The sequence below is a fragment of the Paraburkholderia youngii genome (assembly GCF_013366925.1).
Taxonomy (GTDB): domain Bacteria; phylum Pseudomonadota; class Gammaproteobacteria; order Burkholderiales; family Burkholderiaceae; genus Paraburkholderia; species Paraburkholderia youngii.
In genome coordinates, this window is sequence record NZ_JAALDK010000004.1 from 70,127 (window position 1) to 91,195 (window position 21,069).

The following is a 21,069-nucleotide window of genomic DNA, read 5'->3' on the forward strand; positions in this document are numbered from 1 at the left end:
CAATCTTTCAAGCGCAAACACTGCTTGATACGTCTGGATCAGATTCGCGCAGTAGACAAGGTGCGCCTAGTCAAGAAACAGGGTGCAGTTGCCGATAAGACGTTGTTGGACAGCCTGCGAACCTTGCAGGAAGTTTTTGCAGATTAGGGAAAATCGGAAAATCCGGGAACGAAATGGTAGGCACTCACACTTTTCACGTTTCAATCAACGGCGAGCCAGAACAAACTATAACGGTTCGTACCGGCCAATACATTCTTGCGGCTGCGGCCGCTCTTGCGACGCTGGAGCATTCTGAAAGCAGCGATGGTCGCGATATCGTGAAAATTTGGTCGCCCGAGGTTGTCGCTATGTCGATCAAGCGTATGCGGTCCGTGAACGACGCCCCTCAGAGTGATGCAGTTGACGGCGCGGGGTACTGGGAATTGGTACGGATCAGCGGAGATCGACGGGCATGCGCCAAGGCAGCAACGCTTCGTAGTCATCTGCCGTCTTCGCTAGAGGCAGACGCTGGAACAGCCACGTGAGGTAGCGGTAGGGATCGATACCGTTGGCCTTTGCCGTTTCGACCAAGGTATAAAGATTGGCACTTGCGTTCGCGCCATCAACAGTGTCGCTGAACAGCCAAGAGCGGCGTCCCACGCAGAATGGGCGAATCGCATTTTCACAAGCATTGTTGCTAACGGGCCAATCGCCGTTCTCGATGTAACGGATCAGCTTTGGCCACTGCGCACGTAGGTAAGTCAGTCCTTTGCCAAGAAGGCTTTTCGGTACGACACCGTGCGACTGCTCGAGCATCAGCGCGTGGATCGCGTCGAGCACACGTGCGCTGTATCGCCGTCGCAACCGCTGCCGTCGCTGTGCAGACCACGTCTCGCTACGCACTTCGGCGGCAAACAGCCTGCCGATCAATTTGATGAAGCGCGTCGCAAGAAGGTCGTGGGTTCGTGCCGCCTTGGGCACGCTGTCTTCTGCCTTGACGAAGTACCGTCTCACGTGAACCCAACACCCAAGGTGCACGAGCTCGTAGCGCCTGGCGATATCGTTGTAGGGTTCGTAGCCGTCGGTCATCATGACCGCGCCTGACCGGATTCCAGTGAACAGCCTGTCGGCCAGTTTTGTACCGCGCCCGGGTGTATAAGTGAAGCAACGGATCGGCACACCCGAACCCGTCATTTGCGCCCACAGGTAGCTCGTCGTTTTTGGCCGGCGGCCTTCTTCTTTCAGCACCTGCAGCGTCGTCTCGTCGCAATAGATCAGCCCGGCGTCAAGCAGCGCGTCGCGCAGCAGGTTGATCACGGGCTGCGACGCGAGACCGACGCGGACCATGCTGGCCGCGATCGTGTTCGACGAGATGTCGCCGCCGAATCGACGCAGCAAGCCAGCCTGGCGATACAGAGGCATGCCGAACTGATACTTGCCGGTGGCGATCCACGCGAGCGCCGATTCGCCCAACAGCCCACGAGGGATGATGCGTGCCGGCGCCGGCGTGACCTTGATACCGAGATCGCAGCACGGGCAGGCATACTTGACGCGCTGGTGCTGGATCACGCGAAGCTGCTCCGGAATGACGTCGAGCTGTTCGCTGATCTCCACGCCGAACTCGACGAGCGCATGTCCGTCGTTCATGCAGAAGCGCTCGGCTTCGGGCAATTCGTGCCGCACAACGTCGCGCGGCAGGTTGGGATCGAGCGGCTTGCGATGGCCGCGTTTCTTGCGCGTGTGTGCTGAGACCGTCGACTCCGGCGAGTCTTCTCGGGCGGGCATGCGCCCGGCACCGAGCACTTCTGCTTCATTGAACAAGCCGAGCTGATCGGAACCTCGGGCTTCGCTCTTTACGCCGAACAACTCCTGACGGTAAGCCCGCAGGCGCTCTTCGGCAAGGTCGCGTTCCGCTGTCACGAGTCGTAGGGCACCGCGTAACGCTTCCTGCTCCTCCCGCAATGCCCGAGCCGCATCGCGCTCGGCGAGTAGCGCTATCAGTTCCTCGGCGGTGATCGTGACGTTGACCGGCATGCTGGATTAGACCATGTATGCCGGCGGGTTGTTCAGCTCACACGCCGATATTGCTGCCTCGGATGTCGACGGACCGTCGTGATGTCATCGCCGTCGAGCAGGGCATGCAACACGCTGGTCGTCATCGTCACGACCTCGGCCTTGTTGTCGGGCCAGATAAAATGGCTTGCCTCAAGGCGTTTCGTCATAAGCCAGAAGCCGCTACCATCCCAGCAAAGAATCTTGATTCTGTCTCGACGCCGGTTCCCGAAGATGTAAAGCGAGGAGTCCATTGGATTCAGGTGCATCGCCTGTTCAACGAGAATCGACAGGCTGTTCATGCCGTACCGGAAGTCAACCGGATCGCGATGTAAATATACGCTCAGTTTTTCGTCGAACCGGAACACGGCATCCTCCCCAGGATCTGAATCAGCGTCGTCAGCTCGTCGATCGTCGCGATGGCCTTTCCGAACTGGAGCTCGACACCGTTGGACAGGCGCACATGCACTGCGAGTGTCATTGACCCGGCTGACGCTGAGGCCGGTGGCGCCGTCGCCGCATGGACAACCGGGACGAAGGCGGCAGCATTCGCCACATGTGGCAGCACTTCATTGCCAGCGGCTGGAACATCAATCAGCACGCCCTCCAGGCTCGGTGAAGGCTGTTTGGTGTCGGCGTGCCTCTGCTGATATTGGGTCACCCAGGTACGCAGCAGATTCGGGTTGATGTCGTATTCGATTGCCGTGCGAGCTATCGATACGCCTGGCATCAAGCATAGACGGACAAGCTCATCGCGTGCCTCATTATCGTATTCGCGTCGGCCATCGCGTTTCTGGCCAATCACCAGACGGCTTCTCAAGTCTTTTTTCTCTGTCATCGGTGCAAGTGTCTACGTGTCCACGTGGACACGTAGCATCAGAGTGCAGCGATTTTCAGACAAGGGCGTCCTTGGTGGACCGCATACGATCAAGCAGCAACACGAGTCGGAAGGCGCTCGATGCATGGGGACACAAGGAGTGTATTTTTTCTCATGGGATGGTCACGCGCTCGGTCACGTCGCACTCAGTGAGCGCTGGTAACGCATTGATCGGAAAATCGAAAAAGAGGAAGAGCAATGCAAAACCGGCCTACAAGCCGCCCGCAGGCCCTGGGTAAGGGTAAAGCGACCCATAAAAACCTCGCCATTTAGACGGTGACGGACTTTGTCAACAGCATCATAGGATAGGGAGAGCGGTCATTCGAACGACCATCTGGCGGCGATGACGAACGGCGGCAATCTGGCCCGACTCCGGCCTGACGTAGACCGGCCGCCGCGGTCGGCCATAGATCGGCCGCGTCGGGCAGCAGTCGACCCTTCTGAGACGTTCCCTGATTCTCGCAGCGACGGGCAGATTCCAACGTGGCAACGGTCATTGGATACGGCCGACGGGCGGCAATCGCTCGGACAAAGCTGCCGGTCATCAGCCCCCATTTCCAACTGCGCGCCGCATCTCGGTGCACTAAAGGCTAGTAGTCAGTGAATAGTAGTCAGTGAATAGGCCCGAGCAGTGCTTGGGCCAGATCCTCACAATGCATTCCTACCTTCTTGTGAACACGTTTGAGATGGACCGCGATGGTATTAGCATTGGCGTTTCTTCCTTCGAGCTTAAGGGCCCGGGCAATTTCTTTCGCACCCAGTCCTCGCACCGCTAGCGTGGCGACTCGCATCTGCATCGGAGTGAGCCCTAGAAGGCGAGGTACCACGCCCATTGGCCATTTGCCACTCGAGTCGCGGTCACTGATCTGACCGGCTGCGAGTTCCTGCCACGTGTAGAGCCAATGCGGAACGGAATACGCAGCTATCTCCGCATCAGCCGGAGAAAACGGTACCAACTCGACAACCTCCGTGACCTTCGGCGCATCCCGTCTATACATGGTGATCCAGGCAATCCCGAACCTGCTTTCGAGGCCGCAATTCATGAGGTACCGGATGCCGATAGCGTCTAGGTAGTCAGCAATCGTTGCTCCAACTCTGCCCCCACGAGGTCCCCGGTAATCGGCGACCGAAATGGGCTGTACAACACGGGGAAATGCCGAAAATAGGTAACCGACTACATCATGCGGGGCGATGCCTGCATAGTCGGACACGAAATTGGACGGGAGGCCTTCAGTCGAGAAATCTGGGCTGATGACGATCGATCCGGAAGAGTTGCGTGTGCCAGTCGACCATATATGAGCGTTGAACGAGATTCGCGCATGAAGTGTGTGCAAAACTTGTGCACGAAATTCGTCTGCTGAAATTTGCATACTCATCGTGAACCTCCGTACTTGAAACCCGGTACGTACAGCAGTGCCTGAATCGCTTGTGGAAGATTAGGCAAAGGGAGGTAATCGCAACATCTTCCGAAGCGGTTTCCATCTGGTTGCGTGAAATCGGAGGTCGTCACGAAGCCTAAGTCAATTCGACGCAATAGCAAGCTTTTGATCGCGGTACTAGTGAGCGCTGCGATGTTGGTCGGAAATGTTGGGGCTGCAGCAGCAGCTTTGCCCACGAATTCAACGGCAATCATGCTCAACCCAGTCACCTACGCTGTGGCTTCATGGCCCGTTCATGTGGTGCAGGCCAGTTCATCCGACGACGGTTCTTCTGATGAGAGCTCCTCTGAAGATGACTGCCTGGTTGTCGCGGATGATGACGGCTTGAGCGTCAAGATTTGCAAGTCTGGGGAGAAGAGTGTAAGAGTCGATGTCGACGTCACAGGTGATCGTATGCAACGCGCTACCAAGATCGAATTCACCGACGGCAACCCCCTCGGCGGACCGAATTCATTGATCAGACATGGTGCTGAGCAACTCGGACGCTTGTTGCCAAAGTCAGGCGTCCGTCACATGGAACCGCCCGAAGGCTCAGCGATCCTGTCGCGGCCCGGTCACTATTGAGCGGCGCGAATTGATGCGACCACACTGACCAGCGGCGGTAGCCGGAAGTCCGACCGAGTCACAAAGACCACCGTCACTATGTACGATTTCCCACGTTGCCGATGGCGAAGGCGATCAACTCGCTTCGCCATCGAGTGTCGGTTGATAGAAGCGGATGCGATGTTCGAACGACCGACGCATCGTCACGGTGAGTGGCTGAAGATGGCCGAACACTGCCTTACGCGGCCGGCCGCAGTCGGCGCCTTTACGGTCATCAGGTTGGCAGCGTCCAGTCCCCACCATGCGGTCGCCGTCGGCTGGAGGTCGTGGGGCGGCTGAAGCAGAACCACCGGTTTCGAGCCAAGCTACTTGCCGCAAGCCGGTGATGGGGCCTTGCAAGGTCGGCTCGCTTCGCTTCCTGTCTCCGGTTCCGTCGCGACTTACCATCGGCGCGTCGAGCGACTGAAAAATGCTGTCGTCATAGTCGAAAATGCAGGTGCGCTCGTCGAGGCGTAGGCGCGGAGCCTAGCGCCGCGCGCGTCCGCCTGGAAGCCGCTGTTCAGGGTCTCCGGTTCTTCGGGGCTGGTCGCGCCAAGCGGTAACCCGCCGTTCCGGCAGCTTCGATTTGAGCCAACCGGCGATGTCAGTGTCGTTGGTCATGAAGTCGACAGCAGATGCGAGGGCGTCTCGCCCTGCCAATTGATGTGCCATCCCGTCAGGGACGGCGCCGCATGCGACAAGCACGGCGGGCCCGGCGATCACGCGTTCGATCACCTTGCCCGCGTACTGCAGACGCAGGCGGAAAGAGGGCTGGTCGTCCGCGTCGGGATCGTAGATGAGGTCGACGGAGGAGTCCGGATCGGTGGTGTCTGACCACAGCGTGTCCACCTCGGGCGCTTCGCTGCCGGTCAATTCGGCCGCGCGATCGAATCCCTCTTCCACCTGTCCGATGGATCGTCCCGCCGGGTCGATCAGGTAGCAAAGGAACATCGCTTTCTCCGGCCGCGCGCCATTTTCACGATAGTGCATGCCGAGCAATCCGTCTGCCCGAATGAAAACCGTCGCGTCGATGGGCTCGCCTTTCAGTCGGGCTCGTCGTCCGTCAACGCCGCCAGGCGCGGCCACGGCCATGCCTTGAGCGCCCAGAGCGGCGGCTCTGCGACCACTTTAAACTCATACTCGGCCGGCTCGTCGAAGATGTCGTCGAAAGTCTCGTCCAGTATCTGTTGCATGTACTTAAGGTCGCGCATGCTCATGTAGTGCCACGCCTTGTAGTAACGATGCTCGCCCGCGACCACTTTTCTGGCGCGCAGGTCGATGAGAATGCGGTGGGACATGTACGGATGGCTGGCCCACAGCGACTCCCACCGGCCGACAGCGTATTGATGAAGCCGGGGGCTGTTCATCGCAGCATTCTCGTAACTACGTCGTTTGCTGGCTTTCCGCCGTCGTGGTCGACGGAAAACGCGACTGAGCCGCCAACCACGTCGATAGAGCGGATGTGGATCGGCTGGTCGGTGGTGCCCGGGGGCCGCGGTTCGCGACCGCCGTGGCCCTTCAACTCCAGCGCGTTATAGGTGATAGGGTAGTCGGTCAATTGCGCGCCGGTCTGAACCACGAGCCGGATGCAGTCGTGACGCACGCCCGTCAGTTCGCCGTCGATGATCCTGTTCAGGATCACGTCGATCGCCGTGGGAAGGTCTGTGCTTTCCGGCTGGGTCGGCTCATCAGCAACGAGATGGACGATCGCGCGCACAAGTCGCGAGGTCTTTGCGAGCACGATGCGGTAGCGCGTGGCGAGCGGCTCCCGGTTCTGCGCTGGATAGATGATGTCCCTGAAGGCGCTTTTGTAGACCATGACTGAAACCCCGTATGTGTGGCCGCACCCCTGTACGGCTCACTCAGCAGGCTACGCGTCGCTGGCCAAAGTCAAGGCAACGGTTCGCGAGACAGCCAGGCAGTGTCGGCCGTCCGGTCGTCGTCATCGCCGGGCTCCAGGATGGTTTCCCGCAACCGGGTGGCCGTCCTGTGACTGGACAGGCCCAGCAGGTTACTCACCTGTTCGTTGGTCTTGCCTTCCAGCAGGTGCCGGCGTCCATATGTGTTGCGTAGCAGGCGCGGGCTCTCGTCAGTGGCCGCCGCGTCGACGAGCCGCAGTGCCGCACGCACACACTGCCCAAGCGTGGCGGGCTTCATCGGCTTGCCGCCAGCCGTCGCCATGAAAAGCAGGCCATCGCTGATGGGCAGCCGGGTCCGCGTCTTCGCGTAGACGCGCAGCAGTTCAACCGCAAATGCATCAACCGGCACGCGGCGCGCAATACGCGGCCCGCGTTTTCTAACAAAGACACTGGGGCGTGCGCCTGCCTCGAGGTCATCCACGGCGAGCGCGGCCAGTTCCGCGGCGCTGACGCCGGTGCCGAGCAGCATCGTTACGATCGCGCGGTTGCGCATCTCCTTGAACGACTCGAAGTCCACTACGCGGCAAAGCTCCTGCAGTCGCGCATCCTCATCCGGCCACAGGAAAACCGGCATCGGCTCGTCTTCCGGCCAGTGCTCCTGAGGAAGCAAGCTTGTGGCCGGATTGTCGGTGCGCAGGCCGAGCAGGGACAGGTGGCGCGAGAGCCGGTCCAGTAGTTTGAGGTAGCGTAGGCGCGTCGATGTGCCCGGCGCGCAGTCGCGATCCAGATCGGCGAAAAAGCCGTCGATATGGTCAGTGCCGAACTCCGTCACCGCAACGCCGTGGCTTGTCAGATAGCGATGGAAACGGGCAAACATCGAGCGGTGCTGAATGATGGAGCGATCGGCAAACGCTCGTCTGTCCGCGCCGGTGGCTTCTGCATGCTGCCATTCAGCGTACGCCGTTTCGGGATCGGACCGCCACAGGTTTGCATTCATAAAATATATATACTGAAATCGCGCTTTCCCCATGATAACGAAGCTTGCGCTTCGCCGAAACCTTGCCGGCAAGGGGATGGGGTTGCTGCGAGGCGGGCGATGGGTGACGATTATTCATCTGCGGGATCGGCGAGGAAGGCATCTGCGCCTATCGTACATATCGCCACGCAATGTCAAGGCGCGGTGTTGCGCCGGAAGCACGAGACTTCTATGAGCGAGCTATCACAACAGTGCCGCAAGCTGCTTTACCGAATGATGTGGCAGACGCCTGACGGGATTGTCGACGCGTTCGCGCTGTGCGCGACCCGTGAGGACGCGCGGCGTTTCTTCTTCACAGCCATATCGCTCGTGTCGGGCATCCATCAGGACGAGCTCGAACTGTTCAACCTCGAGTCGTTTGACGATCTGGTGAACGCGGGAGTGAGTGACGAAGAAGACATGCGCATCTTCGAGACGCAATGGAACGGCGCTCATGTCGTTGGGTGGACCACGCGGCCGCTCTTTCTGACGCCGGACCCGACGCTGATCGCCAGATGGGCAGACCTGCGCGCGGAGCTGGCCTCAGCGCAGACCAACTCGGTCATCTCACGTATCAGCGGGCGCGGATACTAGAAGTAGGTCGAGCGTCACTCGGCAAAAAGATCGGGCGTCGAGCCGGCCCGCCGTTGTTCCAGAAAATCGCCTCGACGGATCTTCGCGAGCGTCGCCGGCGGCAGCCACATTGTCTCAATCGCGTCGATGCCCTGCTCGATGATCTGCTGCAGAAAGAACGACTGCGTGCGCCCCGTTGCCTCGGCAAGCAGCCGCAACCTGCGCTCGATGTGCGGGTTGACCCGCACCGCCACCACCTTGAGCCTGTTATCGGCGCTTCGTTTCATCTCCGGCCCCAGGCACTGGAAAACTGATGTTGCTGAACCGGACACTACAGCGACGGATTCACGACCCAACCGTCGTTGGTCAGTTCAAGGTATAACTCGCTGTGGTACTGATCGTTTTCCGTCTCAATCACATCGGGGTGCAGCGTTCGAAGCACCGCCTCATCGTCCCAGCGCGGACGATCAACCAGCTTCGCCTCATACTTGATATTTACCCTGTCGCCCACGTGAGGGTTTTCGGCCGACGACGCGAACGTGATTGCGAGAAGCTTGGCTTTGCCCCCACAGATCTTCGAGTTCTTTGCTGGATCTGCCCGGCGGTAAGCTTTTTTGCCTTCGCCGGTCAGCGCATAGTGGAAGCCAGGAAGCAGCATGTGCGCCGAGCCGTCATCCTGCACATGGGTCGGCTCTTTCGTAAGAAGACCGGTTTTCACGAGCGGCTCGGCCATCAGCGCCTCACTCGAATGTTCGGCCGCATCGAACGGCACTGCGCCGACCAACATGCACACCGCGTCCTTGCCGTCGAAGTAGGTCTGCACGGCCTTCGCGTAGTTCTCCTTGGTTGGCGACGACTTGCCGTCGCAGGCGGCTAGCGAAATAGTCAAAAGCAAGGCGACACAGGTGCCGCAGATTTTTGGCGACTTTATACGTTGCATATTCAACAGTGAAATGTAGGGCGGGATCTGATTCCTGTGCCTAGTCCGCATCCGGAAGCATGCTGCGATGTTCCGGCGTGACGCGCGTGGCCTTGCCGGGACGCTGTGGCGAGCGTTGCGCGATGCGAGCAATCCCGATCGTACGCACATCGAAGCCTATCTCGCCAGCCGCTCTGACGGCGGCATCGAGAGTCTTGAAATGACGCACCTTATGAGTATCAAGCTCGCGAGCGGTGCGCAACTGGATCTGCGTCTGCCGACCCTGCCGACCGACGACGAGCAGCGTAAGTACCCACTGATCGTCACCAACATTCGTCGCGAAGAAATCATCTACCATCCCTGCGCGAAAGAACGTCTTGGCCTGGGCCGGCGTCCACGTCTCGAATTCCCGCTCGAACAAGTCCCCTGACATTCCCAATGTATTTGCCTCCGCTCGTTCGGATCGGAGTGTACCAAGACGTTCCCGAAAAATGTTGGAAGAAAACGGAAAAATGCCAGTGGCCAGCAGAGTCAGCCGTCCCGCGAAATCCCCCAAAGAAAGCCCCGTGCTGCGGTAAGCCAACGAGCCCATGTGTATTCAACTTTGCTTTCCCGAAATGCGAAGCAAACTTGGACCTTGGTGTCTTGTTGGAGCGGCGTAGTTGAGGTGATGGGCTGGCAACTGGCAGACGCATCGGGCGGTAGTCGGCCAGACTGAGTCATTCGACGAGAAGCGGCGACCGTCACCTTGCGGCCAGATTACAGACCGAAAAACGGCATTTCAGCGGAGGGCATTGTCACGTTGCTGCTGGGACGGAACGGCCGCGTAAAATGGCGCGATGAAAAATGCAAAATCTCTGTATCACGGGCACCGCTTCCCGCCGGCGGTGATCGGCTGTGCGGTACGCTGGTACTTCAGGTTTCAGTTGAGTCTGCGCGATATTGAAGAGTTGCTATTCGAGCGCGGCGTCGTTGTCAGCCACGAGACGATCCGGCGCTGGTGCGACAAATTCGGCAAGGGCTTCGCTCATTGCATCAAGGCTGCTCGCCGTAAGCTCGGCGCCACATGGCATCTCGACGAAGTGTTTGTTTCCCTGCGTGGTGAACCTTATCTGTTGTGGCGGGCGGTCGACCAGCACGGCGCCGAACTCGATGTCTTGCTGCAGAAACGGCGCGACAAAGCGGCAGCCAAACGGTTTTTCAAACGGCTTCTCGCCGCATGTCCTGAGGTGCCACGCAAGATCGTCACCGACCAGCTGCGTAGCTATCCCGCCGCGAAAGCCGAGATCCCCGAGCTGGCGAACGTCAAACATGTCTTCGTCAAAGCCAGCGCTCGGTTGAATAACCGAGCCGAAAACAGTCACCAGCCCACACGTGAGCGGGAGCGTCGCATGCGTGGCTTCCGCAAGCCTGGGCGTACGCAAGTCTTCCTGTCGAACTTCTGGCCGATCCGGCAACACTTCGCGCTGAAGCGCCATCTACTGCGCGCCTCTCTCTATCGAAAACAACTCAGCGAACGGTTCGCAGCATGGCATCGCTTCACTGAGGTCACCCAAAATCCGTCCGCTTTCTGAGCGGACGTGCTTCCTTTGTACTACTGTGTCGCCAGGAACTCAACGTGACAACGCCCCCGGCGGTTCTTTGAAAAGGCGATCACCCATAATGGTACGCCAGAGACCGTGACCATCGACAAAAGCGGCTCCAATCTGGCCGCACTGGATGCGGTGAATGCCGATCGCGAGACGCCGATCAAGGTCCGTCAGATCAAGTATCTGAACAACATTGTCGAACAGGACCATCGGGCTATCAAACGCCGGACCCGGCCGATGCTGGGAGTCAAGAACTTCCACCGTGCGAGGGTCATTCTCGGCGGCATCGAGGTAATGCACATGATCAGGAAAGGACAGATGAAATGTGCGGGCAAAGACCCGTCGCCTGCTTCCCGGCAGTTTTACTCCCTTGTGTCATAAGCAATACTTATCATATCGACATTTCTCGTCCCGACACCCTTACTGCAACAGAACCGATCGAAAGCGAGTCGATGCAGGCGTACCGCAAACGTTCGCCGTCCTGACATTGCACTGGCTCCCTCGATGCCTGCCTGAGGCTCTGTCAGGAATAATCGCACTGCGGCCGCGCGGATCGATGCTCTCACTCCACAGACGCCCGACATACGGACGCAATCCGTCGCGCAGCCAATCGCCCGCTTTCGCGTCGATCTTCTCGTCTACCAGAACGTGAAGCGCGTTCGGCGTGTCGTCAGCCGAACGGCAGAATCTGCCAAGGCCGTCGACAATCATGCGGCCTATCTCAAATGGCGCGATCTCGACGATCTTGCCCGTGACGAGTGGTACCTCGACCGGACCGAGGCCATAACGGGCCGCGAGTTCTTGGGGCGGCTCTGCCGGTAGATTCACCGGAGCGCTAAGCGCAGACGAGACCGATCTGTAGGCACGCGAGTGGACAGTCCCTGATGCGACGTTTGGGGGAAAGCCGCGCCTCGCATGTTCTGCGATTTCCCGGTTGAATGCGAGATAGGTACCGCGCCGATGTGAAAGACGGTCTGCGACAAGACGTAGCGTCGAAATTTTTCCCGCGCCAGCGTACGCTTTGATTTTTATGTTGCCGCCAGTGGAAACAGCATCGACGATCGCCTGCTGCTCCGCCGTCGGTCTAATTAATATTAGACGCGCGGACCACCGGCGTTTCGCCCTTCAAGGCGAAGCTGGTTCCGCTGATGTGGTCGCTTCGCAATCCCATTTCGTCGCCCCAGTAGATTGTCGCGCCTTCCTGCTTCGCTTCCTTCGCAATCGTTGGGTAATCCTCGTTCAGCCAGCGCTCGATCGCTTTGCCCTTTCTTTCGTAGGCCCGTCGCACCGGCTTCTGCGCACTCATACCCCACGCCTTCAGGTATCGACCCGCCGTCCACTTCGACACCGTGATGCCGTACTGCCTTTCGATCAGTTGCGTGACCGATTCGCGGGTCCACAGGTAGAACGGCATCGACAGTTGATCCGGCATCCGCTCGATGATCAGCTTGCGGATTCTTACGGCTTGCCGATGAGTCAGGTGGCCGCTTCCCGGTCGACGGCCCCGCTTGCCCGACCTCAGCGCCCGCAGGCCGCCTTCCCGCGCCGTCTTCATCCACCTGCTTATCGCGCGCAAACTCACACGGTACGTTCGAGCGGCCTCGACTTGCGTCATCCCGTCGCGCACCGCCTGCACCACCATCTTTCTCAGGTGCGCCTGCGTCGACTGGTCCAGTTTTCGAGCATCGGTTTTCGGGTTCATCCCCGTATAACGCATCACGCCTTATTTGGTACACCTGTCAGTAAGCTCTTATCCCAACGAACACGAAAGCGGCACTTCTGGGCGATCTAACGCCCGCGGCGATCATCTGATTGTTGGCAGTCACGGCTTCAAAGTCGATTGTTGTGCCCGCCCACAGGCATGACGTGTCTTCGAATGTCACTGTGCCATCGAGCACTTTTTTCCCCGAAGCGCGGGGCTTCAATGATCCGCTGAACGTACACGACCCGCTTGCCCCGGTGAAACTGCCATCGCCGGCAACTGTCATGGTCGTAAGGGCGGCACTTCCCGCCACTGTTCCCGCCCACGTTCCGGCGACTTCGGACACGGATGACGACGTATCGTAGGCGGAATTGTACGTTGTTTTGAAAGTCTCAAACGCATGGGCTTCCTCTACGACAGCGCTGAGCTTCTGTTTGGTCGTGACCCAAACCTCAATCCCGGCCGGCACCGCGTACGCATCACCGGTGAGGTTCCAGTCGACTGCCGAACGGTCGAAGATTGAGGGGCCGTCGACCGCGAACGTTCCCTCGATCATTCGTTCGACTGAATTGTTGAATGAGTACACAGCAAAGTACCGCCCTGTCTCCAGCACAAGCATTGCGATCGTGCGGCCACTGCTCGACTTGCCTAGCCAGAAGCCTTGTGGATCTGCAACGGACGTTACATCGCTGCCATCACCAACGGACGTTACATCGCTGCCATCACCACCACCGCATGCAGTCAGGAACAATGCAGCGACAATGCATATAGCTTTTTTCGCATTCATTTTTATCATGACTGATCTCCCGGAATTAAATTCAGTGTTACCGTCCCCGGTCAGCTGGGGGAACGTGCAGTTAGAAAGGTTCCCTTGCGTGACCAGACTTGTTTCAGGTCAACATGGCAACGCGCTCGTGATCTCGCTGAACGCAAAAAAGGAGCTCGTCGCGTGCTGGATAAAGTTGCTGCAATAGTAACGTTTGGTATCTGCCTGCCTTCATACCAACCTGACGACAGTGTCGTGCATCAGGCTTTCCGCCCAGACATCCTTGTACTTGTCGAGCAAGGCCGCCTATTCACGATCCTCCATCAGCTTTGCGTTGACCTGCTGCATCTTGTCGAGACTGTCCGTATAGATCATCACACCGATTTCCACCCGCGCCGGATGCGGACGCAACGCGATCATGCCGGTGAGCCGGCCGCTTGCGCGGTCTTCCAGAACTCAGCGGATCAGCGCGCCGTTTAGCCAGCCTTGCGCGACTCCTCGATGAACGTGAGCGCTTCGTCGATCTGCGTACGACACCAGAAAGGGCACGAGACGGCCCGCCTGTCGTCACGCGTTCTGCCAATTGCCACAGCCAGGCAACAAACCGGGCAGCGATGTCGTTTGCGATGGAGTGCAGCGCGTAAGAGATGCCGCTGAACGCGAAATGTTGACGGATCGGACCGAAGCAAGCATCGGATGGTCTTCATATGTCACGGTCACCGTCGCGGACCAGCACGAAAGCTCAGCGCGCATGTGATTTGTTACTGACGAGTGCACCAACCTGGACATGACATGTTCGATAGACAGACGCATCGAGGCTTCAGCATCACGGTGACAGCGCGCGACGACGTACGCGGAGGCTCCAATGTCACGTTGCTCGTCGAGCGCATCTTTTCCCACCGGGACGACGTGCGCACCGGCGCCCCGATCGCAAAACCGGAGCATTACCACTCGTTGCACCCCGCAACTGCGGCCGCCGGCGAAGCCATGCAACGCGCCAGGCGGCTAATTGACGAGGCGCTCGGTGAACGCGATCCGCTGGAAGGCGAGTAATTTTCAATTTGCAACTCTCCAGCCCGGTCTGCAGCGAGCGGCCGTAGAGTCCCCCATCCACCAAACCATCCCGTGCTGCCTCGACCATTCGGCACGCCGGGCACAATCGAGCGCTGCGAAGCCTGAAACCTATCGGCTTGTCGGACCTTAGAGATCCAATTTGATCCGGTTTCGTTGAACCCGAACCATGCGCCGACACCGGAACACTGCACAACTAGCAGCTTGTCGTCGCGATGCATGTGCGGACGCAAAGTGTCTGCTACTTGCACTGCTGTCAGATCAGTGACGATTACCCAAGTCGAATCCAAGTGATGCAACCACGGCGAGAATGAAGACTCCAGTGTCTGGATGAGATTCGTATAGTCGTGACCATCTATTCGGGTGAGGTCATACCCGACAATGTACGAACTCTGAATACGCCGTGCCATAAAACCCCCCGATCGTAATGATGGAGTTTGATATTGCACGTTCCATCATACTAATGAATTACAGGCTCGCCAGCGATTTAGCCGATTTTAATTGGCTTGCATCAAATAGACCGGATTTAAGATTCGACCTGGCACAAGATATTGAAAATCATTTTTGTTTTCAGTAATTCATGTGGGTACGTCCGGGGAAATGACGCGCGCGCGACCATCACCGAGGGTACATCACGTGGGATCAGCATTCCGCTGTATCGGAATCGGCGGAATACGTATCGACAAAGCAGTGGCGGCCGCAATTCTCGAAGCGGTTTCGGAGCATGCGGTGGAAGCGGCCGTTCGCGCTGCACAGCAAACATCGCGCGCAGGCGATGATGCGCGTCGCGCGTTAGCCTGCGAGCTCGAGGAAGCGCGCTACGATGCCTCTCTTGCCGCACGCCGGTATGAGGTTGTCGATCCGACGAAACGATTGGTTGCACGCGAGCTTGAAGCGCGTTGGAATGCAGCCCTCGAACGTGTCGCTCACCTCGAAGAGCGCGCTGCGCTTCTGGACCGCGAGGTCGCAAGCCGGCCCGCGATCGACCAGACACAGTTGATGACGCTCGCGCGCGATCTCCCGGCGGCGTGGAATGCGCCGGGCACCGATATGCGAACAAAGCAGCGGCTGACCCGTATTCTCATTCAGGAAGTCGTGATTGATCTGGACGACAATACGAATGAAGTGAGGTTGACCCGGTTCGACGGATAGATCTGTAGTTGAGGTTAATGCGGTGTGGCACCTCCCGTTAAGATCAAATCGCGGGTTGTCCACGGCCGGGCGGCGGGTCGCCTGTCACGACCACGACGCTGCCCGGCGGTGGGGAACCCGCGCGACGACAAGCTTTGATCTTGCGCATGCAGGTTTTCGAACTCGAGCGGCGAGCAGTAGCCGATGCTGCTGTGGAGGCGGCGTATGTTGTACCAGCTCTCCAGAAACGAGAACAGACGCCGCCTTGCCAGTTCGTGGGTCGCGAAGTGTTCGCGACAGAGCAGTTCGGCTTCGAGCGTGCCGAAGAACGACTCACACATCGCGTTGTCATAGGCGTCGCCGGCGGTCCCCATCGACGGTTGCACGCCGGCTTCGCGGCAGCGCCGCCCGAAGGCAATGGACGTGTATTGACAGCCTTGGTCCGAATGAAGAATCACACCTTCGTGGCGTCGCTGCAGCAGAGCCATGTCGAGCGCACGCAACATCAGTTCCGTGTACAGATGGTTCGACATCGCCCAGCCCACGATGCGCCGGCTGAACACATCGAGCACCACAGCCAGATATAGAAACCCCTCGTCGGTCGGTACGTAGGTCGCATCTGCCACCCACAGCACGTTCGGCGCGTCGGCGCTGAAGTGCCGGCGCACAAGATCGGGCGCGTGCCGTGCCCCAGCACGTTGCCGTGTGGTACGTGGCCAGCGCCGGCGGCTGGCGCCACACAGGCCGGCCATGCGCATCAGACGCGCTACCCGCTTGCGTCCAACGTGCACACCTTCGCGCGCCAGTTGCGCATGGATACGGGGCGCGCCGTACGTGCCGCGCGAACTCGCATGCAGCGTGCGGATGCGCGCGAGCAGTTGCGCATCGCTACGCGTGCGCATCGCGGGCTCTCGCACCAGCCAAAGGTAATAGCCGCTCGTCGAGACACCGAGCAGCCGTGCCATCATCGCAACGGGCCAGCGGACCCGGTTCGCTTTCATGAATCCGTACCGCCCTTCGGTGGAACGGATCCCGTCTCCCTCGCGAACCAGGCTGCCGCGTGAGAGAGGATATCGCGCTCCATCTTCAGTTGCCGGACCTCACGACGCAATCGTGTGAGTTCCTGCCGTTCGGCTGTGGTCAGACCGTCATGCCGCACACCTGCGTCGCGATCAGCCTGCGCCACCCAGTTGTAGATGGTCTGTGCAGTCGGCTCGAACTCCTTCTCCAATTCCTCCGGCCTGCGTCCGGCCTTCACCAGCTCGACCAGGTGCGCCCGAAATTCCGCCGGGTACGGGGTACGATGCTTGGCCATAATCGGCACCTCCTTCTCCAAAGGATAGATGTCCGTTTTTGCGGGTCAATCTCAAAGCAGTCGCAACGGTTCACTGGACCGGTGGTCGGCACACGGAGCTGCGCGTCGCACGCGTGAATGTTGGTCGATATCAATCCGCCGTCCAGAACGGCCCTCACGAGTTGCTTACACTCGCTTCGAAACCTTTGTTTCATCGCTGGCCACCACGCCGTGGTCACGCTCGCCCGCGTCATGCCGAACTATTCGCACAACGACACACATCGTCGCATCGCACGCCTGGCAACCGCGATTCCTTCCCATCCTATTGGCCTGTACAACCGCGCTGCGCCGAGCCTGCTCGAAACGCGCAACCAGTTGGTCCGTTTTGAGCGCGCGGACGCTTATCGGCTCGACGAAGTGCCCGCCCGGTTCGACGGCGGTTTCGGCATGTTCTGGTGGTCGCACATGCCGCGGGCGCGCGCCTCTCCCGGTCCGCCATCCTGCGCCACGGATCGCGTCAGGGCGTACAAATAACTGTCGCCTGCAACAAGTCCGCGGTTCGGACGTGCTTCGTAATTGATCATCGTCCCCTCGCGGCAAAAACCGAGCCGCTCCATGCTGCTGTGCGCGCGGCCATCCACCGCGCAGCATGCGAACACCCGATACACCCCGGGCTGCGTAATCAGCCAGTCGAGAATGACGCGCAGGGCAAGGAAGAATTTGCGACGCTTGCGGCTGCCGCCTTGTCGGCTGATCATCACGCCGAGTTCGACTTGCGGCAACCGGGGCGTGAGTTCCACGATAGCCGTCAGCGCGCCGTCGTCCTCGCCGAACAGGCCGTAGCGGTATCGCAAGCCGTATTGCCAGCCCTTCATGGATTCCGTGATGTATGCGTGCGTGGCCCAGGCGTCGGTATGCCTCGGGATCACGAGATCGAGCATGGTTTCGTCGTCGCTGAACATCTGTTCGAAGAGCGTCGGACAATCGTCTGTCGTGAGCGGCCTGGCAATCAGGCCGTACGCGCTCATGGTATCGAACGGCTTTAACTCCATCGAAACCTCCTGTTCGTATCGGCGCGGCATGAGGTCTGCAACATCCGGTTTGCAGCACCCGGCTCGCGGGGTCAGGCGTCCGATATCACGATATTCACCGTCTTGCTGGTATCTCCCGGGAGGCCCATGGCCGCTGCGTCGTCGGTCGGGTGCATGTACGGCCTGATGTCGTCGCCATCGCCAGCGCTGCGGCCGTCCGCCGTGTTCGACCGGAATCAACCATGACCGACATGGCACTTCTCCAGACGACAGTGCATCGTCCGATTTCGTTGCACGTCCGGTATGGCATCCGCGAGCACAAGACTTGCAAGCGAATCCGGTGGTTCTGTTGCAGTAAGGGTGTCGGGACGAGAAATGTCGATATGATAAGTATTGCTTATGACACAAGGGAGTAAAACTGCTGGGAAGCAGGCGACGGGTCTTTGCCCGCAGATTTCATCTGTCCTTTCCTGATCATGTGCATTACCTCGATGCCGCCGAGAATGACCCTCGCACGGTGGAAGTTCTTGAATCCCAGCATCGGCCGGGTCCGGCGTTTGATAGCCCGATGGTCCTGTTCGACAATGTTGTTCAGATACTTGATCTGACGGACCTTGATCGGCGTCTCGCGATCGGCATTCACCGCATCCAGTGCGGCCAGATTGGAGCCGCTTTTGTCGATGGTCACGGTCTCTGGCGTACCATTATGGGTGATCGCCTTTTCAAAGAACCGCCGGGCAGCGACCTTGTCCCGCCTGGCCCTGAGCAGGAAGTCGACCGTGTCGCCCGCCTTGTCCACTGCCCGGTAAAGATATTTCCACTCACCTTTGATCTTGATATAGCTCTCGTCCATTCGCCAGCTTTTCCCAACCGGACGCTTGTGCTTGCGGAAGCTCCTTTCGAAGAGCGGCAGCAGTTTGATGACCCAGCGGTACACCGTCGAATGATCCACCGCGACACCACGCTCGTCCATCATTTCCGCAAGATTGCGCAAACTCAGCGAATAGGCCACGTACCATCGCACGCACAGCAAAATCACTTCAAGCGGGTAGTGACGGCGCTTCAGGACCTTGGCCAAGCCCGGCGCGAGTGTGGTTCGCAGTGTCTTCGTCTTCTTCATCGCACAGCTCAAAAATTCGCTACCCAATTTTAACGTGGGCCTTACTGCAACAGAACCCCATCAAACGCATCATCAAACCGATGATGGGGTTCAAGGATTTCCGCTGTGCGCGCATCATCCTGTCTGGCATTGAGATCGCACACATGATCCGCAAGGGGCAGATGTATGACGATGGCGTCGCCTCGACTGCAGCTGAACAATTCTATTCTCTCGTGATGTAAGCAATCCTCTTCACCTTAGGCGCCTGATCGTCGCATCGTCCTTAACGCGCGTGTACGTTCATGTCAGCGTCGATCGACGGTTGTTCGGATAGCGAAGGAATGGACGCCGTGCTGCCCGCCGATGTGCCGATGGATCGGGTGATTGCCGATGGCGCGTACTACAGCATCGAGCGTACCGAAGCGCTTTCAGGCGCGGGCGTGACGCCCGTCATCCCACCGCCAGCTCACGCGGTCGTACACGGCGAGGAGAGAACCCGCCGGCATGACCGGATCGTCAGGTACATCGAGGACAAAGGCATCTATGCATTTCACAAGAAATACGGCTACGGTGTGCGCTCGCTGGTCGAGGCACAGATCTCGCGCATCAAGCGCCGCATCGGCGAGCGCCTGCTGACGCAGGAGCTTGCGTCGCAGGAAGGCGAAGGCGTAATCATCGCCAACCTGCTGAACCGGTGGAACGCCTTCGGCAAACCGGTTTGCGTCAAAAATGCATAGTTGCGTCCATGGCACGGGAACTCGTACCCATCCGGACAAAGCCTCGTCCCCGGACCTCATTACGTGAGAATGAAACCACATTAGTAGAGAACAGCCCGATTGCATCGACCAGGAACCACTTTGCGTGAGAACGCCTGGGGCGATACGCCGGCAAGAAGAAGTTGATACTGTACGCGTTGGCTGGCTGCAGCCAGCCGTTGAGTGTTCTACGTCATACCGTCCAAGGCGCAGGCTTGCCACTTTGCGCCCTATGGAGCTGGGATGTCGGGGTCAAACATCGGTCCGATCATTTTGCGCCGTCTCTTCCGTGCTTGGACGCCTGGCTGTCACAGCTTCGTAGTGTCCCTGCTGGTCCCAGATAACGACATGGTGCGTGAACGGGGCACTCGCGCCAGAAGCGGAAATGGTTTCCTTGCTCGTCACGGGGTATGCCGCGTCTAGGCCCGCTTCGACTACCCCGACCTGTATGTTTACGTTGTAGCGCTCATTGACAAGCTTGGTGAGGGTCTTGGCCGCTCCACCAACGCCGGTATCCAGATGCAGCATCCTGTCGTTGCTGTCGGACGGATTTTTCACGTCGTACTCGCGGCGCAACTCGTTAACTTCGTTGTCGAGATTGCTGTCCTTCAAATCCGGTCTGAGGTGTTGCACCAACGCATAGATCGCGCAGTTGCTCCCCGTTCCCGGGTTGGAAATGACCTGCAGGTCATGTTTGGTCAAGTGTGCCCTAAAAGCGTTGTTGAGGTCGGCGAATCCCAACATCTGCTGCTCCCGGTTATCGTTGGAGACTTCAGACGGTTCTTCGTTCCTGTCAGCCTGATTGACCACGGCGTTATTCGTGCGATTCGAAGTATGCGTCGTGTTGCCTTGAATGGCTTGCAGTTCAGGTTTGGCCAGTATCCAGAAAGCCTTCTCCTGCAGGCTGCGTGCGATGGCTTCCTCCACCGCAGCTGCGTCGGCACTATCCATTTCGTCGGCAGTGCGGGCCTTCTTTTGTCCGACTGTGCCGTACTTAGCCAAAAGTGTTTTCTGGTCAGGGACTGCTGAGCGAACGTTTTCCATCGCTGAAGTCCCTTGGCTCGAACTCAAGTCGCGATGGGCATTAGCGCCAATATTATTCTGGACTCGTGTCTTTAACCCTGCCAATTGACCGCTCGCGCACAAGGAGGATGCGGAATTAGGATTAGTGGGCGATTCTTCACCCGTACTCGTTGCCCTGAGATCGGTGGAATTGTTACTTGAGCTAGATACGCTGGAGATTGGCATGTCTGTTCCACGATCGGTCGTGTTGCTTACGCGGCTAAAGCAGTTACCCATAATTTTTCCTTCATGTCAGACAATGACTAAGCCTGAT

At 58.8% G+C, this 21,069-nt stretch carries 23 protein-coding genes and 4 pseudogenes; 10 read left to right on the top strand and 17 right to left on the bottom strand.

The features are described from left to right. Nucleotides 1-3: 3 nt before the first annotated feature. Nucleotides 4-147 (top strand): annotated as a pseudogene (locus G5S42_RS42790) (type II toxin-antitoxin system PemK/MazF family toxin); the annotation flags it as partial. Between the two features lie 285 nt (nucleotides 148-432). On the opposite strand, the gene tnpC reads toward G5S42_RS42790, so the two are convergent. The 4 genes from tnpC to G5S42_RS42810 form a co-directional block, all read right to left on the bottom strand. After that, complete coding sequence (gene tnpC / locus G5S42_RS42795) at nucleotides 433-2,013, bottom strand: IS66 family transposase (RefSeq protein WP_176112633.1); 1,581 nt, start codon at nucleotides 2,011-2,013, stop codon at nucleotides 433-435. Nucleotides 2,014-2,045: 32 nt separating this feature from the next. Then, nucleotides 2,046-2,399 (bottom strand): IS66 family insertion sequence element accessory protein TnpB, encoded by a 354-nt coding sequence (tnpB, locus tag G5S42_RS42800; RefSeq protein ID WP_176112313.1) that lies wholly within the window; start codon nucleotides 2,397-2,399, stop codon nucleotides 2,046-2,048. Beyond that, entirely contained in the window at nucleotides 2,375-2,869 is a 495-nt protein-coding gene (locus G5S42_RS42805; RefSeq protein WP_176112314.1) for a transposase, read from the bottom strand. The genes tnpB and G5S42_RS42805 overlap by 25 nt, the downstream gene beginning before the upstream one ends. Nucleotides 2,870-3,519: 650 nt before the next feature. Further along, the gene (locus G5S42_RS42810) at nucleotides 3,520-4,284 is read right to left on the bottom strand and encodes a helix-turn-helix domain-containing protein (protein WP_176112635.1); all 765 of its coding nucleotides are present in this window, start codon (nucleotides 4,282-4,284) and stop codon (nucleotides 3,520-3,522) included. A 195-nt stretch (nucleotides 4,285-4,479) separates the two neighbouring features. Here G5S42_RS42810 and G5S42_RS42815 point away from each other — a divergent pair, with 195 nt between their 5' ends. Further along, a complete protein-coding gene (locus G5S42_RS42815; RefSeq protein WP_176112637.1) occupies nucleotides 4,480-4,911 on the top strand; it encodes a hypothetical protein in 432 nt (143 codons plus the stop codon). 504 nt (nucleotides 4,912-5,415) lie between these two features. Here G5S42_RS42815 and G5S42_RS42820 read toward each other — a convergent pair. The 4 genes from G5S42_RS42820 to G5S42_RS42835 all read right to left on the bottom strand — a co-directional run bounded on the left by G5S42_RS42820 (nucleotide 5,416) and on the right by G5S42_RS42835 (nucleotide 7,785). After that, nucleotides 5,416-5,919, bottom strand: coding sequence for a hypothetical protein (locus G5S42_RS42820; protein WP_176112638.1), 504 nt, complete (start codon nucleotides 5,917-5,919; stop codon nucleotides 5,416-5,418). Between the two features lie 53 nt (nucleotides 5,920-5,972). After that, on the bottom strand, nucleotides 5,973-6,296 hold the full coding sequence (locus tag G5S42_RS42825) for a hypothetical protein (RefSeq protein WP_176112639.1): 324 nt from the start codon (nucleotides 6,294-6,296) through the stop codon (nucleotides 5,973-5,975). Beyond that, nucleotides 6,293-6,748 (bottom strand): hypothetical protein, encoded by a 456-nt coding sequence (locus tag G5S42_RS42830; RefSeq protein WP_176112640.1) that lies wholly within the window; start codon nucleotides 6,746-6,748, stop codon nucleotides 6,293-6,295. The genes G5S42_RS42825 and G5S42_RS42830 overlap by 4 nt, the downstream gene beginning before the upstream one ends. A gap of 71 nt (nucleotides 6,749-6,819) precedes the next feature. Next, nucleotides 6,820-7,785 carry a tyrosine-type recombinase/integrase gene (locus G5S42_RS42835; RefSeq protein WP_176112641.1) on the bottom strand — a complete coding sequence of 322 codons (966 nt, stop codon included), beginning with the start codon at nucleotides 7,783-7,785 and terminating at the stop codon, nucleotides 6,820-6,822. A gap of 210 nt (nucleotides 7,786-7,995) precedes the next feature. Here G5S42_RS42835 and G5S42_RS42840 point away from each other — a divergent pair, with 210 nt between their 5' ends. After that, a complete protein-coding gene (locus G5S42_RS42840; protein WP_246392621.1) occupies nucleotides 7,996-8,397 on the top strand; it encodes a hypothetical protein in 402 nt (133 codons plus the stop codon). 14 nt (nucleotides 8,398-8,411) lie between these two features. Here G5S42_RS42840 and G5S42_RS42845 read toward each other — a convergent pair whose 3' ends face one another. Both G5S42_RS42845 and G5S42_RS42850 read right to left on the bottom strand, forming a co-directional pair. After that, nucleotides 8,412-8,708, bottom strand: coding sequence for a YlcI/YnfO family protein (locus G5S42_RS42845; protein WP_376777329.1), 297 nt, complete (start codon nucleotides 8,706-8,708; stop codon nucleotides 8,412-8,414). Further along, complete coding sequence (locus G5S42_RS42850; RefSeq protein WP_246392647.1) at nucleotides 8,708-9,316, bottom strand: SEN1982 family lipoprotein; 609 nt, start codon at nucleotides 9,314-9,316, stop codon at nucleotides 8,708-8,710. Before G5S42_RS42850 ends, G5S42_RS42845 begins: the two co-directional genes overlap by 1 nt. Before the next feature lie 67 nt (nucleotides 9,317-9,383). Between G5S42_RS42850 and G5S42_RS42855 the strand changes: the two genes are divergently transcribed. The 3 genes and pseudogenes from G5S42_RS42855 to G5S42_RS42865 form a co-directional block, all read left to right on the top strand. Beyond that, entirely contained in the window at nucleotides 9,384-9,725 is a 342-nt protein-coding gene (locus G5S42_RS42855; RefSeq protein ID WP_176112643.1) for a hypothetical protein, read from the top strand. 409 nt (nucleotides 9,726-10,134) lie between these two features. Further along, nucleotides 10,135-10,869 (top strand): IS6 family transposase, encoded by a 735-nt coding sequence (locus tag G5S42_RS42860; protein ID WP_176112644.1) that lies wholly within the window; start codon nucleotides 10,135-10,137, stop codon nucleotides 10,867-10,869. Between the two features lie 57 nt (nucleotides 10,870-10,926). Beyond that, a pseudogene (locus tag G5S42_RS42865) lies at nucleotides 10,927-11,265 on the top strand (DDE-type integrase/transposase/recombinase); the annotation flags it as partial. 39 nt (nucleotides 11,266-11,304) lie between these two features. On the opposite strand, the gene G5S42_RS45030 reads toward G5S42_RS42865, so the two are convergent. From G5S42_RS45030 to G5S42_RS42880, 3 genes are all read right to left on the bottom strand, one after another. After that, a complete protein-coding gene (locus tag G5S42_RS45030; RefSeq protein ID WP_246392622.1) occupies nucleotides 11,305-11,712 on the bottom strand; it encodes a hypothetical protein in 408 nt (135 codons plus the stop codon). Nucleotides 11,713-11,968: 256 nt separating this feature from the next. Then, complete coding sequence (locus tag G5S42_RS42875) at nucleotides 11,969-12,523, bottom strand: IS630 family transposase (RefSeq protein ID WP_217710385.1); 555 nt, start codon at nucleotides 12,521-12,523, stop codon at nucleotides 11,969-11,971. Between the two features lie 100 nt (nucleotides 12,524-12,623). After that, the gene (locus G5S42_RS42880; protein WP_176112646.1) at nucleotides 12,624-13,382 is read right to left on the bottom strand and encodes a hypothetical protein; all 759 of its coding nucleotides are present in this window, start codon (nucleotides 13,380-13,382) and stop codon (nucleotides 12,624-12,626) included. 762 nt (nucleotides 13,383-14,144) lie between these two features. On the opposite strand from G5S42_RS42880, the gene G5S42_RS42890 reads away from it, so the two are divergent. After that, entirely contained in the window at nucleotides 14,145-14,405 is a 261-nt protein-coding gene (locus G5S42_RS42890; RefSeq protein ID WP_176112647.1) for a hypothetical protein, read from the top strand. 654 nt (nucleotides 14,406-15,059) lie between these two features. Next, nucleotides 15,060-15,575, top strand: a complete 516-nt coding sequence (locus G5S42_RS42895; RefSeq protein ID WP_176112648.1) for a hypothetical protein — start codon at nucleotides 15,060-15,062, stop codon at nucleotides 15,573-15,575. Between the two features lie 146 nt (nucleotides 15,576-15,721). Here G5S42_RS42895 and G5S42_RS42900 read toward each other — a convergent pair. From G5S42_RS42900 to G5S42_RS42910, 3 genes and pseudogenes are all read right to left on the bottom strand, one after another. After that, nucleotides 15,722-16,869: pseudogene (locus G5S42_RS42900) on the bottom strand (IS3 family transposase); the annotation flags it as partial. Nucleotides 16,870-17,249: 380 nt separating this feature from the next. Then, complete coding sequence (locus G5S42_RS42905) at nucleotides 17,250-18,119, bottom strand: GNAT family N-acetyltransferase (protein ID WP_176112558.1); 870 nt, start codon at nucleotides 18,117-18,119, stop codon at nucleotides 17,250-17,252. A gap of 157 nt (nucleotides 18,120-18,276) precedes the next feature. Beyond that, complete coding sequence (locus G5S42_RS42910; protein ID WP_176112649.1) at nucleotides 18,277-18,999, bottom strand: IS6 family transposase; 723 nt, start codon at nucleotides 18,997-18,999, stop codon at nucleotides 18,277-18,279. 59 nt (nucleotides 19,000-19,058) lie between these two features. Here G5S42_RS42910 and G5S42_RS42915 point away from each other — a divergent pair. Both G5S42_RS42915 and G5S42_RS45035 read left to right on the top strand, forming a co-directional pair. Beyond that, nucleotides 19,059-19,220 (top strand): annotated as a pseudogene (locus G5S42_RS42915) (IS6 family transposase); the annotation flags it as partial. A 99-nt stretch (nucleotides 19,221-19,319) separates the two neighbouring features. Beyond that, nucleotides 19,320-19,715 (top strand): transposase, encoded by a 396-nt coding sequence (locus G5S42_RS45035; protein ID WP_246392623.1) that lies wholly within the window; start codon nucleotides 19,320-19,322, stop codon nucleotides 19,713-19,715. A gap of 270 nt (nucleotides 19,716-19,985) precedes the next feature. Here G5S42_RS45035 and G5S42_RS42925 read toward each other — a convergent pair whose 3' ends face one another. After that, nucleotides 19,986-20,777, bottom strand: coding sequence for a hypothetical protein (locus G5S42_RS42925; RefSeq protein WP_176112650.1), 792 nt, complete (start codon nucleotides 20,775-20,777; stop codon nucleotides 19,986-19,988). Nucleotides 20,778-21,069 lie beyond the last annotated feature (292 nt).